This is a genomic window from Klebsiella sp. 141251, from assembly GCF_050600725.1.
In the GTDB taxonomy this organism is placed as follows: Bacteria; Pseudomonadota; Gammaproteobacteria; order Enterobacterales; family Enterobacteriaceae; genus Klebsiella; species Klebsiella aerogenes.
This window is the reverse complement of sequence record NZ_JAQIRG010000004.1, coordinates 271961-288350: the sequence shown is the minus strand read 5'-3', so window position 1 is coordinate 288350 and position 16390 is coordinate 271961. Positions and strand designations below refer to the sequence as shown.

General features: G+C 57.2%; 15 protein-coding genes. 7 read left to right on the top strand and 8 right to left on the bottom strand.

What is annotated here, in order from left to right; genetic code table 11:
* The first annotated feature begins 16 nt into the window (after positions 1 to 16).
* From PGR09_RS11685 to PGR09_RS11675, 3 genes are all read left to right on the top strand, one after another.
* Complete coding sequence (locus PGR09_RS11685; protein WP_213293092.1) at positions 17 to 1447, top strand: glycoside hydrolase family 32 protein; 1431 nt, start codon at positions 17 to 19, stop codon at positions 1445 to 1447.
* A 108-nt stretch (positions 1448 to 1555) separates the two neighbouring features.
* On the top strand, positions 1556 to 2911 hold the full coding sequence (locus PGR09_RS11680) for a carbohydrate porin (protein ID WP_063416339.1): 1356 nt from the start codon (positions 1556 to 1558) through the stop codon (positions 2909 to 2911).
* 79 nt (positions 2912 to 2990) lie between these two features.
* The gene (locus tag PGR09_RS11675) at positions 2991 to 3683 is read left to right on the top strand and encodes an aspartate/glutamate racemase (RefSeq protein WP_316422598.1); all 693 of its coding nucleotides are present in this window, start codon (positions 2991 to 2993) and stop codon (positions 3681 to 3683) included.
* Here PGR09_RS11675 and PGR09_RS11670 read toward each other — a convergent pair.
* On the bottom strand, positions 3670 to 4596 hold the full coding sequence (locus tag PGR09_RS11670; protein WP_063447854.1) for a LysR family transcriptional regulator: 927 nt from the start codon (positions 4594 to 4596) through the stop codon (positions 3670 to 3672). The two genes, PGR09_RS11675 and PGR09_RS11670, sit on opposite strands and share 14 nt — an antisense overlap.
* A gap of 136 nt (positions 4597 to 4732) precedes the next feature.
* Here PGR09_RS11670 and lysA point away from each other — a divergent pair, with 136 nt between their 5' ends.
* On the top strand, positions 4733 to 5995 hold the full coding sequence (gene lysA / locus PGR09_RS11665; RefSeq protein ID WP_213797085.1) for a diaminopimelate decarboxylase: 1263 nt from the start codon (positions 4733 to 4735) through the stop codon (positions 5993 to 5995).
* Here the strand turns inward: lysA and PGR09_RS11660 are convergent.
* A complete protein-coding gene (locus tag PGR09_RS11660) occupies positions 5988 to 6989 on the bottom strand; it encodes a LacI family DNA-binding transcriptional regulator (protein ID WP_161801907.1) in 1002 nt (333 codons plus the stop codon). The genes lysA and PGR09_RS11660 overlap by 8 nt on opposite strands.
* Positions 6990 to 7185: 196 nt before the next feature.
* Between PGR09_RS11660 and PGR09_RS11655 the strand changes: the two genes are divergently transcribed.
* Positions 7186 to 7665 (top strand): GNAT family N-acetyltransferase, encoded by a 480-nt coding sequence (locus tag PGR09_RS11655; RefSeq protein WP_213797087.1) that lies wholly within the window; start codon positions 7186 to 7188, stop codon positions 7663 to 7665.
* Here PGR09_RS11655 and galR read toward each other — a convergent pair.
* Complete coding sequence (gene galR, locus PGR09_RS11650) at positions 7626 to 8642, bottom strand: HTH-type transcriptional regulator GalR (protein ID WP_045396693.1); 1017 nt, start codon at positions 8640 to 8642, stop codon at positions 7626 to 7628. The genes PGR09_RS11655 and galR overlap by 40 nt on opposite strands.
* Before the next feature lie 621 nt (positions 8643 to 9263).
* On the opposite strand from galR, the gene aas reads away from it, so the two are divergent.
* The gene (gene aas, locus PGR09_RS11645; protein WP_047078961.1) at positions 9264 to 11423 is read left to right on the top strand and encodes a bifunctional acyl-ACP--phospholipid O-acyltransferase/long-chain-fatty-acid--ACP ligase; all 2160 of its coding nucleotides are present in this window, start codon (positions 9264 to 9266) and stop codon (positions 11421 to 11423) included.
* Positions 11416 to 12609 (top strand): lysophospholipid transporter LplT, encoded by a 1194-nt coding sequence (gene lplT, locus PGR09_RS11640; protein WP_045396702.1) that lies wholly within the window; start codon positions 11416 to 11418, stop codon positions 12607 to 12609. Before aas ends, lplT begins: the two co-directional genes overlap by 8 nt.
* 384 nt (positions 12610 to 12993) lie before the next feature.
* Here the strand turns inward: lplT and PGR09_RS11635 are convergent, their stop codons facing one another.
* The 5 genes from PGR09_RS11635 to PGR09_RS11615 form a co-directional block, all read right to left on the bottom strand.
* On the bottom strand, positions 12994 to 14034 hold the full coding sequence (locus tag PGR09_RS11635; protein ID WP_047044198.1) for an NADP(H)-dependent aldo-keto reductase: 1041 nt from the start codon (positions 14032 to 14034) through the stop codon (positions 12994 to 12996).
* A gap of 253 nt (positions 14035 to 14287) precedes the next feature.
* Positions 14288 to 14506, bottom strand: coding sequence for a YgdI/YgdR family lipoprotein (locus PGR09_RS11630; protein ID WP_004867116.1), 219 nt, complete (start codon positions 14504 to 14506; stop codon positions 14288 to 14290).
* 123 nt (positions 14507 to 14629) lie between these two features.
* Entirely contained in the window at positions 14630 to 15343 is a 714-nt protein-coding gene (locus tag PGR09_RS11625) for a TerC family protein (protein WP_045396707.1), read from the bottom strand.
* Positions 15344 to 15406: 63 nt separating this feature from the next.
* On the bottom strand, positions 15407 to 16102 hold the full coding sequence (gene mutH / locus PGR09_RS11620) for a DNA mismatch repair endonuclease MutH (RefSeq protein ID WP_047044200.1): 696 nt from the start codon (positions 16100 to 16102) through the stop codon (positions 15407 to 15409).
* 64 nt (positions 16103 to 16166) lie between these two features.
* The gene (locus PGR09_RS11615; protein WP_223683768.1) at positions 16167 to 16331 is read right to left on the bottom strand and encodes a hypothetical protein; all 165 of its coding nucleotides are present in this window, start codon (positions 16329 to 16331) and stop codon (positions 16167 to 16169) included.
* Positions 16332 to 16390: the final 59 nt, after the last annotated feature.

The following is a 16390-nucleotide window of genomic DNA, read 5'->3' as shown; positions in this document are numbered from 1 at the left end:
GAAAAGAGAAATGAATATGATGTATTCCATTAGTAACGCGGAGCGGGAACTGCAGGCGAAAAGCGTGGATCTCAACCCGCGCTGGTATCCGCGTTATCACCTGGCTGCCCGTGCCGGCTGGATCAACGACCCCAACGGGCTGGTATGGTTCGACGGCTGGTACCACGCGTTTTATCAGCACCACCCGTATTCAAACCAGTGGGGGCCGATGCACTGGGGCCACGCGCGCAGCAAGGACCTTGTGCATTGGGAACACCTGCCGGTGGCGCTGGCGCCGGAAGGGCCGGAAGATAAAGACGGCTGTTTCTCCGGCTCGGCGGTGGTTGATGGCGATACGCTGGCGCTTATCTACACCGGCCATAAATTTCATGGCGATCCCGCTGATGAAAATAATCTGTACCAGGTCCAGTGTCTGGCGACCAGCCGCGACGGCATCCATTTTGAGCGCCAGGGGATGGTCATTGATACCCCGCCGGGGATGCACCATTTTCGCGACCCGAAAGTATGGCGTGAAGGTGAAAGCTGGTACATGGTGGTCGGCGCGCGGGTAGACGACGTCGGTCAGGTGCGGTTGTACCGTTCTGACGACCTGCGCCACTGGCAGGATGCCGGTATTCTTGCCCAGGCCGAAACGGGGATGGGCTACATGTGGGAGTGCCCGGATTTCTTTGAACTCGATGGCAAGCGGGTTCTGATGTTCTCGCCGCAGGGGATGGCCGCGGACGGCTTTGCCCGGCGCAATTTATTCCAGAGCGGCTATCTGCTGGGGGACTGGCAGCCGGGGCAACCTTTCGTCCGCGAAGAGGCGTTTGTCGAACTCGACAGCGGCCACGATTTCTATGCGCCGCAAAGCTTCCTCACCCCTGATGGCCGACGGATTGTTATCGGCTGGCTGGACATGTGGGAGTCGCCGCTGCCGGAGCAGCAGGACGGTTGGGCCGGTATGCTCTCGCTGCCGCGCGAGTTAAGCCTCGGCGCGAATAATCGGTTACTGATGCGTCCGGCAAAAGAGGTGGAAGGCCTGCGCCGCGACTGGTTCCCGTGGCCGGTCAGTTCGTTGAAGAATCAGCAGCTGACGATGGTAGAGCGCTGCGAAACCATGGAGGTCAACCTGCATTGGGATACGGCCAATAGCTGCGCCGAGCAGTACGGTTTGAGCTTTGGCGAAGGGTTGAAGGTATATGTCGACAATCAGATGCAGCGGCTGGTACTGGAGCGTCGCTATCCGCAATATGGTTTATGCGGCACCCGCAGCGTTCCGTTACCCACCGGTTCGGCGCTGAAGCTGCGGTTATTTTTCGATAGCTCATCCGTTGAGGTTTTCGTCAATGACGGCGAAGCCTGCCTCAGCAGCCGTATTTATCCTGACGCGCAGCACAGAGAATTAGTTTTATTTTCCTGGAGCGGTAGCGCGGCATTAATTGATGGCGGAGCATGGGAGCTCTAATTAAATAGTAATTAACCAGAATAACCCGTTAGCAATCGCCGGCGGGTTTTCAATATTTACCGAAAAAATAAAACAATACCTTTAATATATAATAAGCAGGGTCTAACGATGAATAAAATCTGGGTTGGATGTCTTATCTCGTCTTTATTTATTCCCGCCGCCGGCGCGCAACCAACGCTTTCGCTTGAGGAGCGCCTGGCGCAGATGGAGCAGCGCTTAAAAGCCACCGAGCAGCGGGCGCAAAACGCCGAGGCGGAAATCCGCGAACTGAAGCAGCAGGAGCGCACGACGGCTAAAAGCAGCGCGCCAGCGCCCGCGACGGTTGCCGCGCCCGCGCTGGCGGTGAATAAAGATGTCGATTTAAAATTTTACGGTGATGTTGAATTTAATATGGATGGCGCCAGCCGAACCGGCAGCCTGACCTCGGTAAAAACCAGCGCGAATAAGAACTGGGCGCCGGGGGATAAAGAACGCTGGGATATCAATGGGCGTATTTTGTTAGGGTTCGATGGCTTACGTAAAGGCGCGAATGGTAAATATTCCGGCTTTAGCGTACAGCCGCTGGCGGATATGACCGGGAAAATGAATCTTGATGATGCCGTATTTTTCTTTGGTCAGGAAAATGACTGGAAAATAAAAGTGGGGCGCTTTGAAGCCTACGATATGTTCCCGCTGAATCAGGATACGTTTATTGAATATTCTGGTAATACCGCCAACGATCTCTATAGCGACGGTTACGGTTATATCTACATGATGAAAGAGGGGCGCGGGCGTAGCAGCAGCGGCGGTAATTTCCTGCTGAGCAAATATCTCGATAACTGGTACTTTGAGCTCAACACGCTGGTGGAAGACGGCAGCTCGTTATTCGTCGATCAAAACTATCACGGCAACGCGCTCGAAAATCATAAAAACGTGGTCTATGTGCGGCCGGTGGCGGCCTGGCAATCCGGCCCGTGGTCAGTGGCGGCGGCGGTTGAGAGCAACCTGGTGAACAATGCCTATGGCTATCAAAACCAGCATGGACGCTGGGTCGATCAGTCCAACCGTACCGGCTACGGACTGACCATGAGCTGGAATACGCTGAAAACCGATGCCGAGGATGGCATGGTGGTGAACCTCAGCACCGCTTATCTGGATGCGGCGGATGAAGAGGATTTCAGCGCCGGTATCAACGCGCTGTGGCATCGCGTCGAGTTGGGATATATCTACGCGCACAACAAAATCGACCAGTTTAATATGGCGGGCGTCAGCGGCGAGTGCGATGGCGACTGCGCGATTCTGACGCCGGGCCGCTATGACATCCACACGATCCATGCCTCCTGGCAACTGCCGAATATCATGGATATGCCGAACTTTAATATTTATCTCGGCGCCTATGCCTCATGGCTGGATTCGTCGGCCCAGCAGAGCGGGAACGACGACGAACGCTACGGCGCGCGCGTGCGCTTTAAATATTTCTTCTGATGTGGGCGCCGCCCAACAGCAACAGTGGAAAGTTATCGGCAGGTTTGCTTCACTGGAGCAAACCATAAAGGAGCAGATAATGAAAACCATCGGCCTGCTGGGCGGCATGAGCTGGGAATCCACCATTCCTTATTACCGGTTAATTAATGAAGGCATTAAAGCGCGGCTCGGCGGCCTGCATTCCGCCAGCCTGTTGCTTCATAGCGTTGATTTTCATGAGATTGAAGCCTGCCAGTCGGCAGGGGAGTGGGAGCGCGCCGGCGAGATCCTCGCCGCGGCGGCGCTGGGGCTACAGCAGGCCGGCGCCGAGGGCATCGTGCTGTGCACCAACACCATGCATAAAGTGGCTGAGGCGATTGAAGCCCGCTGCGAAGTGCCGTTCCTGCATATCGCCGACGCCACCGGGCGGGCGATCAGCGCTAAAGGCCAGCGTCGGGTCGCGTTATTGGGCACCCGCTACACCATGGAGCAGGATTTTTATCGCGGCCGTCTGCAGCAGCGGTTTGCCATTGAGACGCTGATCCCGCAGGCCGACGATCGGGCGCGCATCAATCAGATTATCTTTGATGAGCTGTGCCTCGGCACCTTTAGCGACGCCTCGCGCGACTATTATCTGCAGGTCATCGAGGCGCTGGCGGCGCAGGGGGCGGAAGGCGTTATCTTCGGCTGCACCGAAATCGGCCTGCTGGTTCCGCAAGAAAGCAGCCCGCTGCCGGTATTTGATACCGCGGCGATCCATGCCGCCGACGCGGTGGAATTTATGCTCTCTTAAGTACCGCCGCCAGCGGCTGTTCGATACGCAGCAGGCTGGTTTGCAGATGCTGGACAAAGGCGTCGACCAGCGCGGAACCGGGGCGATGTAGCGGGCGGATTAGGCTGACGGTAAAGGGCACGTCGACGCTGAAGCGCCGCACCACCACGCCGCTCTCAGCGTAGTCGAGGGCGGTGAGCGGGTTGACCACCGAAATGCCCGCTCCGGCGCGCACCAGCGCGCAGATCGACGCCGCGCTGTGGGTTTCAACCACCATCCGTCGTTTCACCTGGTGCTCCATAAACAGCGCATCAAGCAGCTGACGATAGCTGTCGGTGCGCGACAGGCTGATATAGTTTTCGCCGTGGAAATCGGCGGGGGTGAGTTCGGTTTTCGCGGCCAGCGGGTGATCCAGCGGCAGGACGCAGACCTCATTTAAGGTCAGCAGCGGCGTGCGCTCGGTGCCGGCCGGCGTATGCAGCGTTTCCGTTAACCCTAAATCGTGGCGCTGGGCGGACAGCCACTCCTCCAGCAGCGGCGACTCCTGCGGCACGATCTGCAGGCTGACGTCCGGATAGCGCGCGAGGAACGGCTGCAGCAACAGCGGCAGAAATGACTGCGAAAAGACCGGCAGACAGGCTACCGACAGCTCCCCCTGGCGGAATTCGCGCAGGCTTTCCGCGGCGCTAACGATGCGATCCAGCCCGTACCATGAACGCTGTACTTCTTCAAACAGTCGCAGCCCTTGCACCGTCGGCTGCAGACGGCCGCGGGCACGCTCAAACAGCTTTAAGCCGAGTACTTTCTCAAAACGCGCCAGTTCACGGCTGACCGTCGGCTGCGAGGTGTGCAGCATCCGCGCCGCTTCGGTCAGGTTGCCGGTGGTCATCACCGCGTGGAAAATCTCGATATGGCGTAAGTTGACGGCTGGCATGGGCGGCTCCCGGTTAGCATCAGATAGCCATATCATTTTTGCATAGACTCGCGACAAAACGATATTTTTTATTCTCTTCACGCTGTGGCGTAATCGAAAAAAACATCGACAAACACACGCATGCACCGGAGTCCTTATGCCACGCTCGCTGAACGCCACCGATACCGATCTAACCGCCGACAATCTACTGCGCCTGCCCGCTGAGTTTGACTGCCCGGTATGGGTCTATGACGCGCAGATTATCCGCCGCCAGATTGCCCAACTTAGCCAGTTTGACGTGGTGCGTTTTGCGCAGAAGGCCTGCTCCAATATTCATATTTTGCGTCTGATGCGCGAGCAGGGCGTGAAGGTGGATTCGGTGTCGCTTGGCGAGATCGAACGCGCGCTGGCGGCAGGTTACGATCCCGTGCGGCATCCGGACGATATCGTCTTTACCGCCGATCTGATCGATCGCGCGACCCTTGAGCGAGTGAAAGCGTTACAGATCCCGGTAAATGCCGGATCCGTGGATATGCTTAGCCAGCTGGGCGAAGTCTCGCCGGGCCACCGCGTCTGGCTGCGCGTCAACCCAGGATTTGGTCATGGCCACAGCCAAAAAACCAACACCGGCGGCGAAAACAGCAAACACGGTATCTGGTACAGCCAACTGCCGCAGGCGCTGGAGGTGATTCGCCGCCATTCGCTGCAGCTGGTCGGCATCCATATGCATATTGGCTCCGGCGTTGATTACGGCCATCTTGAGCAAGTATGCGGCGCGATGGTGCGCCAGGTGGTGGAGTTTGGCCAGGATCTACAGGCGATCTCCGCCGGCGGCGGTTTATCGATCCCCTATCACGAAGGCGAAGAGGCGATCGATACCGATCACTACTTTGGCCTGTGGAATGCCGCGCGCGAGCAGATCGCCAAACATCTGGGGCATCCGATAAAGCTGGAGATCGAACCGGGGCGTTTCCTGGTGGCGGAGTCCGGCGTGCTGGTATCGCAGGTGCGTAGCGTGAAAGAGATGGGTAGCCGCCACTTCGTGCTGATCGATGCCGGCTTTAACGATCTGATGCGCCCGGCCATGTACGGCAGCTATCATCATATTACCGCGCTGGCGGCGGACGGGCGCGACCTGAGCGGCGAACCACAGCTGGAAACCGTCGTCGCTGGGCCGCTGTGCGAATCCGGCGACGTCTTTACCCAGCAGGAGGGCGGTAAAGTGGAAACTCGCCTGCTGCCGGCGGTCGCGCCAGGGGATTACCTGGTACTGCACGATACCGGCGCCTACGGCGCATCGATGTCTTCAAACTACAACAGCCGCCCGTTGCTGCCGGAAGTGCTGTTTGATAACGGCTACGCGCGCCTGATTCGCCGCCGCCAGACCATTGAAGAACTGCTGGCGCTGGAGCTTATTTAAAGAACGGCCCCGTCGTCACCGATTCACGCAGCACCAGCGTGCCGGTGAACGGCGGGATGGTTTCGATCGGCTGTTCGTTGGCAAGCTTAATCGCCTGGTCGATGGCGGTGGTGATCATATTGTCGATCGGCAGGTAGACCGTCGATAATCCCGGCTCCAGCCATTTTGCGCTGGGTGCGTCGTCAAAGCCGAAGAGCGACACGTCCTGCGGAATGCGTAACCCCGCCTGATGCAGCGCTTTCGAGGCCCCCAACGCCATATCATCGTTACAGGAGAACAGCGCGCTAAACGGCGTTTTCTCTTCTAATAATTCCCGACATAGCTCATAACCGCGGGTCATCGTCGAATCGCCGTACTTGACCCGCGCCGGTTCCCACGCAATTCCGTGCTTTTCCAGCGCGCTGCGGTAGCCCGCCAGGCGCGCTTTACCCGTTGGGGTGTGCATCGGCACGGTCAGGCAGGCAATATCGCGGTGCCCCTGGGAGATCAGATAGTCGACGGCCTGAAACGCCGCTTCCTGCTGTTCGAAGAACACGCAGCGTTCCCGCGCCTGGCTGACATCGCGGTTAATCACCACCAGCGGCGTTTCGATGGACTCGATAAGCGACATGATTTTTTGTTCGCTCATATGGCGGGTGTAGAGCACGATGGCGTCGCACTGGCGGTCGGCCAACATTTGCACCGCTTCTTCTTCCCGCTCGGGCGCATCGTGGCCATCGGTGACGATAAGCTGCTTACCCCAGGCTTCCGTTTGACGCGACGCCTGTTGCAGCAAGCGGCCAAAATAGAAACCGTCGAATGTCGATACCACCAGGCCAATGCTATTGCTGGTGCGATTCGCCAGCGAGCGGGCAAGAAAATTGGGCCGGTAGCCCAACTCTTCCATCGCTTTGAAGACCTGTTGGCGGGTACTCTCTTTTACCTGACCTGTGCCGTTCAACACGCGGGAAACCGTCGCTTTCGAGACGCCTGCGCGTATTGAGACATCCAGCATTGTTGCCATTCGTCGATTCCTGATAACCCGTGATAGGGCGCAGTTTACCACAGTCATTCAGAGGGATATGAGCCTGACGACGGCAAAGACTATCGCGATCACGCTTTTTGCGGAAATCCTGGTGAAGGCATTTTCCGACCCATGATGCGCGGGCGGGCGCGGCGCGCTAGAATTCATCGATTCACAGGGGGTAAAAATGCAGATTCAACCGTTGTACGCCGCGCCGCAGCATGCGCCGCTGGTGGCGGAGTGGCTATGGCAGGCTTTTGCCGACGATGCCTTACCGCAGGCGTTTTTTAGCAGTATTGTTGAACATAGCCAAACGCCAGGGGCGCTGCCGCTGACCTTTATTGCCACCGATGGCGAGGCGCTATTGGGGACCGTAGGGCTGTGGCGTTGCGATTTGATAAGCCGTCAGGATCTGTTCCCCTGGATGGCGGCGCTGTTTGTCGCCAAAACGGCGCGCGGGCAGGGGGTGGCCGGTAAGCTGCAGCAGCACGTTATCGACTATGCCCGCCAGTGCGGTTATCCGCAGCTTTATCTCTATTCCGCCTGCCGCGACTTTTACGAACGCTTTGGCTGGCGCTATATCGGCGAGGGGCTGGATTACCCGGCCACCGCCGTGAACCTCTACCGCTACGATTTATCGCCTTCCGCGGGCGTTATCACCGAGTGACGGCGCACCAGCGTCGGGCTGAAGAGGTGGGTGATTTCCGGCGCCGGGCGCTGTTCCGCCAATGCCAGGGCCAGCTCCGCCGCCTGGGTCGCCATGGTGACGATCGGATAACGCACGGTGGTCAGGCGGGGGCGCACGTAGCGCGAGATCAGTACGTCATCGAAGCCAATCAGCGAAATTTCCTGCGGCACCTCGATACCATTGTCGTTGAGCACCCCCATTGCGCCGGCGGCCATTGAATCGTTGTAACAGGCGACGGCGGTAAAGTTTCTGCCGCGGCCTAATAGCTCGGTCATCGCCAGCTCGCCGCCGCTTTCGTCAGGCTCGGCGAAGGTGACCAGCCGGTCATTGACGGGCAGGCCGCTCTCTTTCAGGGCATCGTAATAACCTTGCAGCCGGTCTTCGGCATCGGAAATCGCGTGGTTGGAGCAAATATAGCCAATGCGGCTGTGGCCCTGCTGAATCAGATGGCGGGTCGCCAGCCAGGCGCCGTAGCGGTCGTCAAGCGCCACGCTGCGCTGCTCGAAACCGGGAACGATGCGGTTGATCAACACCATGCCGGGGATCTGTTTCATCAGCCCTGCCAGCTCGTCGTCGGGGATCATTTTAGCGTGTACCACCAGCGCCGCGCAGCGGTGGCGAATGAGTTGTTCAATCGCCTGACGTTCCTTTTGCACGTTGTGGTAGCCGTTGCCGATAAGCAGAAAATTACCGGTGCCGTAGGCCACCTGTTCGACGGCTTTGACCATCGCGCCGAAGAAGGGATCGGAAACGTCGCCCACCACCAGGCCGATGGTTTCCGTCGACTGCTGCGCCAGCGCGCGGGCGTTGGCGTTGGGGTGGTAGTTCAGCGTTTCCATCGCCGCCGTTACCGACTGACGAGAGGCTTCACTCGCTTTTGGCGAGTTGTTGATAACGCGTGAGACGGTAGCGACGGACACTCCAGCGAGTCGGGCTACATCCTTAATTGTCGCCATACCGGACCTTTTTTAGGGTAAGCGTTTACATAATAGTTATGTTACGGGAAAGCGCAGCAGATTCAAGGCTACAGCTATTCTGGTTGATACAAATGTGACGCAGACAGAGATTAGCGGTGACAAAGTTACACAGCACAATGCGTGGGATGCAACGGTGAAAAGAGAATTCTCATCTTTGCTTACACTTTGCGATTAGCTGTTGCGAATGTTCGCTGGTTTCGTTGAGTGATGCATTGATACTCTGGCTATCCCAGAGGTATTGATAGGTGGAGTCAACGTCACGTTGACCACTTAATTACACCAACCTGCGCAGATGCGCAGGTTTTTTTTTGCCTGTCATTCAGCCTGTTACAGACAGCGAAAATCGCAATACCTGGTTGCACTTAGGCTCATTCCCTTGCGTTTTCGCGCTGGCGCGGTCGTGGGTAAAAACGCGACAATCAGGGTCCCAGAGGTATTGATTGGTGAGTTTCTTAAGTACGCACTTCGTACTGATTATCTTGCACCGACCTGCGCGGATGCGCAGGTTTTTTTTATTCTGAATTTTCTTCCCCCACACTGCTTTTCCCCGCCTTCTCATGTAACCTGCTCGGAATACTAAATCAGCCACGCGGAGTCGTTATGCTGTTGGGATTTTTTCGATTACTGTTCAAAGGATTGTACCGGGTACGATTGACCGGAGACACTCAGGCGCTTTATCAGGAAAAAGTATTAATTACGCCAAATCATGTCTCATTTCTCGACGGTATTTTACTGGCGCTCTTTCTGCCCGTTCGGCCGGTGTTTGCGGTCTATACCTCGATTAGCCAGCGCTGGTTTATGCGGGCGCTGACGCCGCTTATCGACTTTGTGCCGCTGGACCCCACCAAACCGATGTCAATTAAGCATCTGGTGCGCCTGATTGAGCAGGGGCGTCCGGTCGTTATCTTCCCGGAAGGGCGTATTTCGGTGAGCGGTTCGCTGATGAAAATCTATGACGGCGCGGCGTTTGTGGCGGCGAAGTCGAAAGCGACTATTGTGCCGCTGCGAATTGAAGGCGCCGAACTTACGCCGTTCAGCCGCCTGAAGGGGCTGGTAAAACGCCGCCTGTTCCCGCGTATTCAGCTCCATTTACTGCCGCCGACGCATCTGCCGATGCCGGAAGCGCCGCGCGCCCGCGATCGGCGAAAAATCGCCGGCGAAATGCTGCACCAGATTATGATGGAAGCGCGTATGGCCGTGCGTCCGCGTGAAACGTTGTATGAGTCGCTACTGGCGGCGCAGGACCGCTTTGGCGCGCGCAAAAACTGCGTGGAAGATATTAATTTCCAGCCGGATACCTACCGTAAACTGTTGACCAAAACGCTGTTCGTCGCGCGTATTCTGGAAAAATACAGCGCGCAGGGCGAGAAAATCGGCCTGATGCTGCCTAACGCCGGTATTAGCGCGGCGGTGATTTTCGGCGCGATTGCCCGCGGGCGTATCCCGGCAATGATGAACTATACCGCCGGCGTCAAAGGGCTCAGCAGCGCGATTACCGCCGCGGAAATCAAAACCATTTTTACTTCCCGTACCTTCCTCGATAAGGGCAAGCTCTGGCACCTGCCGGAGCAGCTGACCCAGGTGCGCTGGGTGTTTCTGGAAGATCTGAAAGGCGATGTCACTACCGCCGACAAGCTGTGGATATTTAGCCATCTGCTGGCGCCGCGTCTGGCGCAGGTCAAGCAGCAGCCGGAAGATGCGGCGATGATCCTCTTTACCTCCGGCTCGGAGGGGAATCCAAAAGGGGTGGTGCATAGCCATAAAAGCCTGCTGGCTAACGTGGAACAGATTAAAACCATCGCCGACTTTACCGCCAACGATCGCTTTATGTCGGCACTGCCGCTGTTCCACTCCTTCGGCCTGACGGTCGGCCTGCTGACGCCGCTGTTTACCGGCGCGGAAGTGTTTCTCTATCCAAGCCCGCTGCACTATCGGGTGGTGCCGGAGCTGGTCTACGATCGTAACTGTACCGTGTTGTTCGGCACCTCAACATTCCTCGCCAACTATGCCCGCTTTGCCAACCCGTATGATTTTTATCGTCTGCGCTATGTGGTGGCAGGGGCGGAAAAACTGCAGGACAGTACCAAACAGCTGTGGCAGGACAAATTCGGCCTGCGCATCCTTGAAGGCTACGGCGTGACCGAATGCGCGCCGGTGGTCTCCATCAACGTTCCGATGGCGGCGAAAGTCGGCACCGTCGGACGCATTCTTCCGGGGATGGATGCCCGATTGCTGGCGATGCCCGGCATCGAACAGGGAGGCCGACTGCAGTTAAAAGGGCCTAACATCATGAAAGGCTATTTGCGGGTAGAAAACCCCGGCGTGCTGGAAGCGCCGACGGCGGAAAACCAGTACGGTGAAGTGGAGAGCGGCTGGTACGACACCGGCGATATCGTCGTCTTTGACGAGCAGGGATACGTGCGTATCCAGGGCCGCGCCAAACGCTTCGCCAAAATCGCCGGCGAAATGGTCTCGCTGGAGATGGTCGAGCAGGTCGCTTTGGCGGTCTCGCCGGACAAAATGCACGCCACGGCCATTAAGCAGGACGCCAGCAAAGGCGAGGCGCTGGTGCTGTTTACCACCGATAATGAACTCAATCGCGAAAAGCTGCTGCGCTACGCACGTGAACATGGCGTACCGGAACTGGCGGTGCCGCGCGATATTCGTTGGCTGAAACAGCTGCCGGTGCTGGGCAGCGGCAAGCCAGACTTTGTCACCCTGAAAGGTATGGTAGAAGAGGCGGAACATTCAAATGAGTGAGTCAGTGCACACTAACGCTTCACTGTACTCGAAAGGGATGATGGCGGTGATCTGCGCCCAGTTCCTGTCGGCCTTCGGCGATAACGCGCTGCTGTTCGCCACCCTGGCGCTGATGAAGCAGCTCTACTATCCGGAGTGGAGCCAGCCGGTATTGCAGATGCTGTTTGTGGGCGCTTACATTCTCTTTGCGCCGTTTGTCGGGCAGTTTGCCGACAGCTTCGCCAAAGGCCGGGTAATGATGGTCGCTAACGGACTGAAGCTGCTCGGCGCCGGGTGCATTTGCTTTGGCGTCAATCCGTTTATCGGCTATACGCTGGTGGGGATCGGCGCGGCGGCCTATTCGCCGGCGAAATACGGTATTCTCGGCGAACTGACCACCGGCGATAAGTTAGTGAAGGCTAACGGGCTGATGGAGTCGTCGACCATTGCGGCGATCCTGCTGGGGTCGATGGCGGGCGGCATTCTTGCGGACTGGCACGTGCTGGCGGCGCTTATCGTTTGTGCGCTGGTTTATGGCGGCGCAGTGGTCGCTAACCTGTGGATCCCGAAGCTACCGGCCGCCCGTCCTGGACAGTCGTGGCGTTTCCGGCCGATGACCCAAAGCTTTTTCAGCGCCTGTAAAACGCTGTGGCGTAATAGCGAAACGCGTTTCTCGTTGATGGGCACCAGCTTGTTCTGGGGGGCGGGGGTGACGCTGCGCTTCCTGCTGGTGATTTGGGTGCCGGTGGCGCTTGGGATCACCAGCAACGCAATGCCGACCTACCTCAATGCGATGGTCGCCGTCGGGATTGTAGTTGGCGCAGGCGCAGCGGCGAAGCTGGTAACGCTGGAAACCGTCTCGCGCTGTATGCCTGCCGGGATATTGATTGGCGTCGCGGTGATAGTCTTCGCGGTGCAGCAGTCGCTACTGCCAGCATTTGGCCTACTGCTGCTGCTCGGTGTATGCGGCGGCTTCTTTATCGTGCCGCTGAATGCGCTGCTGCAGGAGCGCGGGAAACATACCGTTGGCGCAGGCAACGCCATTGCGGTGCAGAACCTCGGTGAAAACGTGGCGATGCTGCTAATGCTGGGGCTGTACTCGCTGGCGGTCAGCGTTGGGATCCCGCCGGTTGGCGTGGGGATAGGGTTTGGCGCGGTCTTTGCGCTAGCCATCGCCGCGTTGTGGTGGTGGGGACGGCGTAAATAATCCCCGGCTTGCGCTACGCTTAGCCGGGCTGCCGAACTACCGAAGGTCGCGGGTTGTGTAGCCCGGATAAGGCGCCAGCCGCTATCCGGGACACCCCCCCGGCTTGCGCTACGCTTAGCCGGGCTACCGAACTACCGAATGTCGCGGGTTGTGTAGCCCGGATAAGGCGCCAGCCGCTATCCGGGACACCCCCCGGCTTGCGCTACGCTTAGCCGGGCTACCGAACTACCGAAGGTCGCGGGTTGTGTAGCCCGGATAAGGCGCCAGCCGCTACCCGGGACACCCCCCGGCTTGCGCTACGCTTAGCCGGGCTACTGCACTACCGAATGTCGCGGGTTGTGTAGCCCGGATAAGGCGCCAGCCGCTATCCGGGGCTTTACTCCCTTACGGCGCCGGGTAGGTATACACCTTATGCGCCGCTTCAATCTCCGCTAACACCTCTTCGCTCAGCTCAAGATGCAAACTCTCGACGTTGGTCTTGAGCTGCTCCATGGTCGTGGCTCCGAGCAGGGTGCTGGCGACAAACGGCTGACGACGCACAAAGGCCAGCGCCATTTGCGCCGGATCGAGATTGTGGCGTTTGGCAATGTCCACATAAGCGGCCACCGCTTTCTGCGCCTGCTCGCCGCTGTAGCGGGTAAAGCGGCTAAATAGCGTATTGCGTGCGCCGGCCGGCTGCGCGCCGTTGAGGTACTTACCGGTGAGCGTACCGAACGCCAGGCATGAATACGCCAGCAGCTCAACGCCCTCATACTGGCTCACTTCCGCCAGCCCCACTTCGTAGCTGCGGTTAAGCAGGCTGTACGGGTTTTGAATCGTGACGATGCGTGGCAGGTCGTGCTTATCGGCCAGATGCAGATAGCGCATGACGCCAAAGGCGGTTTCGTTAGAGACGCCGATATAGCGAATTTTACCGGCGCGCTGGAATTCGGTGAGCGCTTCCAGCGTATCGAGAAGGGTGACCACCGGCGCGGAGTCGCTCCAGGTATAGCCCAGCTTGCCGAAACAGTTGGTCTGGCGCTGCGGCCAGTGGACCTGATAGAGGTCGAGATAATCGGTTTGCAGACGCTTGAGGCTGTCGTGCAGCGCGTCGCGAATATTTTTGCGATCCAGCGCGTGGTTCGGGCGAATGCTGCTGTCGTTATTGCGCGCCGGGCCGCTGACTTTAGAGGCGATAACCAGCTTTTCGCGGTTGCCGCGTTTCGCCAGCCAGTTGCCGACGTAGGTTTCGGTCAGCCCCTGGGTTTCCGGGCGCGGCGGGACAGGATACATTTCGGCGACATCAATCAGGTTGATTCCCTGACTTACGGCGTAGTCGAGCTGTTCATGAGCGTCGGCCTCGCTATTTTGCTCACCAAAGGTCATTGTGCCCAGCCCCAGCGTGCTGATTTCAAGAGAACTGTGTGGGATACGGTGATACTGCATAGCCGGCTTCCTTATTTTTATCAACAAGGTCAGGAGTTTCCCGACAAAACTATCTCCCCACAAACTTCAAAGCGCTTGCAGGCTGATGGGAATAACAACATGGCAGAGGGAGAGAAAAAGAGAAAGGGAAAATATCAAAAAAGCCGGGTCTGGAGATCCTGAAGGGGGCTGCCCTGGGGATATAGCAGGGGGATCCCGACTCTTTTCTGTGGCTGTGGTTGTCGGTAATTATGCTGTTAACCGACGAAAAAGCTTAACGCTTAATAATTTGTGACACGTCGTCGCGGTTGATCTGCATTTTATTGCCTTGCTGATCTTCGTAGCTTATCAAACCGGTGTCATCGTCAACCGCCGGTTTACCGTCGGTAAGAATCATACGTCCGTCTTTTGTCGCCATGACATAATCGCTGCTGCAACCGGAAACCGAGAACGCCAGTCCTACGGCGGAAATCAATACTGCCCATTTTTTCATCGTCATTACCTCTCTTATGGCCGCACCTCGTACCAGTATATTAATAGCCTGATTTGTGAGACATAAAAAGCAGTAAAGTCTTAAAAAGAATTGCAGCCCGCTTCCGGACTGCAATTTTGTGGCTTACAGCGGGTTTTTCTTATTGCGCATCAGGTTGAGGGTTTCGACCGCAATAGAGAAGAACATCGCGAAGTAGATGTAGCCTTTCGGTACATGCACATCGAAGCTCTCCAGCATCAGCGTGAAGCCGACGAGGATCAGAAACGACAACGCCAACATTTTGACCGACGGATGACGGTCAACGAAGTCGCCGATCGGACGCGCGGCAAACATCATCACTCCAACCGCAATCACCACCGCGGCCATCATAATAAACAGATGATCGGAGAGGCCGACGGCGGTAATGACTGAATCAAGGCTGAAGATGATATCCAGCAGCATGATCTGCACAATGGCGCCAAAGAAGGAGTGGACGTTGGTTTTAAGACCTTCTTCCTCGCCTTCAATCGATTCGTGGATCTCTTTACTCGCTTTCCAGATCAGGAACAGGCCGCCGAGTAACAGAATCAGGTCGCGAAACGAGATCTCCTGACCAAATACGGTGAAGAGCGGGTTGGTGAGCTTAACGACCCAGGCGATAGACGCCAGCAGGCCGAGACGCATCAGCATGGCTCCCATTAACCCGATGCGCCGCGCATGGGCGCGTTGGGCGGTGGGAAGCTTAGCAACAACCAGAGAGAGAAAAATAATATTATCGATCCCGAGAACGATCTCCAGCAGCGTCAGCGTGCCGAGCGCCAGCCAGGCGTTAGGATCGGTTATCCATGCAAATAACATTGTTCAAAGTCCTGCAAAAAATAAAGTGGTAATTATATGCAGGCGTTATGGCAGAACAAAAAATTATTCATGACCTAATAGAAAATGACGCGCCAGCAGGGCGGCGGTGAAGTTCTTTTTCAGATAAAAGCCGCGCGGCAGGGTGAGGATCGGCTCGCCGTGGGCGCCGATCGCTTCCGTTAGCGCCTTGCTGTTGGCTGCCTTTGGGCGTAGTTGCAGCACCTCGCCGTGGCGGGCGGTGATTCGTTCAACCTGGCCAAGCACGATAAGATCCATCAACTCTTCCCAGTCCATGCGCAACTGGCGATCTTCTTCCTCGTCTGGCGTCCATAATAGAGGCGCGCCGACGCGGCGTTCCGCTAGCGGGATCTCGCGTTCGCCTTCTACCGGGATCCACAGCACGCGCTGTAGCTTATGCCGCACGTGGCTGCTTTCCCAGGTCACGCCGCTATTGCCGGTTAGCGGCGCCACGCAAACAAACGTGGTCTCCAGCGGACGCCCCTGGCGGTCGATGGGGATAGTTTTCAGCTCCACGCCTAAGGCGGCGAAATCCTGCTCGGGTTTGCTTCCGGCGCTGGCGCCCAGCCAAATCTCCAGCAGGATGCCAATCCAGCCTTTGTCGCGTTTCAAATCGCGGGGAATGGGGATCCCCGCCAGCGCCGCCAGTTCACCCAGTGAATAACCCGCCAGCCGCTGGGCCTGAGCAAGAAGTTGCTCCTGACTTTGCGGCGGAGCGGTAAGCGGAGCGATGGCTGACATGATGGAAAACCTCTGGTTAAAAAGTGAGCGCTATTTTTGTGCGTTGTGGATAGAGTTTACCTTTTTATGGGTAACTATACCAATGTGATGATTTATATATGTTTTTTGTCCCATTTTTCCGCTTGTGAAAACAGTGAAAACGGGTTTTCCAGAACTGGTCACTGACAATGAACAGGATCTTACACCATGTTATCCACAGAAAAATGGGATAACTGGGGAAAAGCCTCACTACTGGTTCGATTTACAGCCTTGACGTGCGACGAAAATCGAATTTTTAGACAAAATGTG

Bases quoted from the DNA above. Each gene is read 5' to 3' on its own strand.
- mutH (WP_047044200.1), bottom strand. From the start codon at position 16,102: ATGTCAGCCATCGCTCCGCTTACCGCTCCGCCGCAAAGTCAGGAGCAA.
- PGR09_RS11655 (WP_213797087.1), top strand. From the start codon at position 7,186: ATGCAGATTCAACCGTTGTACGCCGCGCCGCAGCATGCGCCGCTGGTG.
- PGR09_RS11635 (WP_047044198.1), bottom strand. From the start codon at position 14,034: ATGCAGTATCACCGTATCCCACACAGTTCTCTTGAAATCAGCACGCTG.
- aas (WP_047078961.1), top strand. From the start codon at position 9,264: ATGCTGTTGGGATTTTTTCGATTACTGTTCAAAGGATTGTACCGGGTA.
- lplT (WP_045396702.1), top strand. From the start codon at position 11,416: ATGAGTGAGTCAGTGCACACTAACGCTTCACTGTACTCGAAAGGGATG.
- PGR09_RS11685 (WP_213293092.1), top strand. From the start codon at position 17: ATGATGTATTCCATTAGTAACGCGGAGCGGGAACTGCAGGCGAAAAGC.
- PGR09_RS11680 (WP_063416339.1), top strand. From the start codon at position 1,556: ATGAATAAAATCTGGGTTGGATGTCTTATCTCGTCTTTATTTATTCCC.
- PGR09_RS11670 (WP_063447854.1), bottom strand. From the start codon at position 4,596: ATGCCAGCCGTCAACTTACGCCATATCGAGATTTTCCACGCGGTGATG.
- lysA (WP_213797085.1), top strand. From the start codon at position 4,733: ATGCCACGCTCGCTGAACGCCACCGATACCGATCTAACCGCCGACAAT.
- galR (WP_045396693.1), bottom strand. From the start codon at position 8,642: ATGGCGACAATTAAGGATGTAGCCCGACTCGCTGGAGTGTCCGTCGCT.
- PGR09_RS11625 (WP_045396707.1), bottom strand. From the start codon at position 15,343: ATGTTATTTGCATGGATAACCGATCCTAACGCCTGGCTGGCGCTCGGC.
- PGR09_RS11675 (WP_316422598.1), top strand. From the start codon at position 2,991: ATGAAAACCATCGGCCTGCTGGGCGGCATGAGCTGGGAATCCACCATT.
- PGR09_RS11660 (WP_161801907.1), bottom strand. From the start codon at position 6,989: ATGCTGGATGTCTCAATACGCGCAGGCGTCTCGAAAGCGACGGTTTCC.
- PGR09_RS11630 (WP_004867116.1), bottom strand. From the start codon at position 14,506: ATGAAAAAATGGGCAGTATTGATTTCCGCCGTAGGACTGGCGTTCTCG.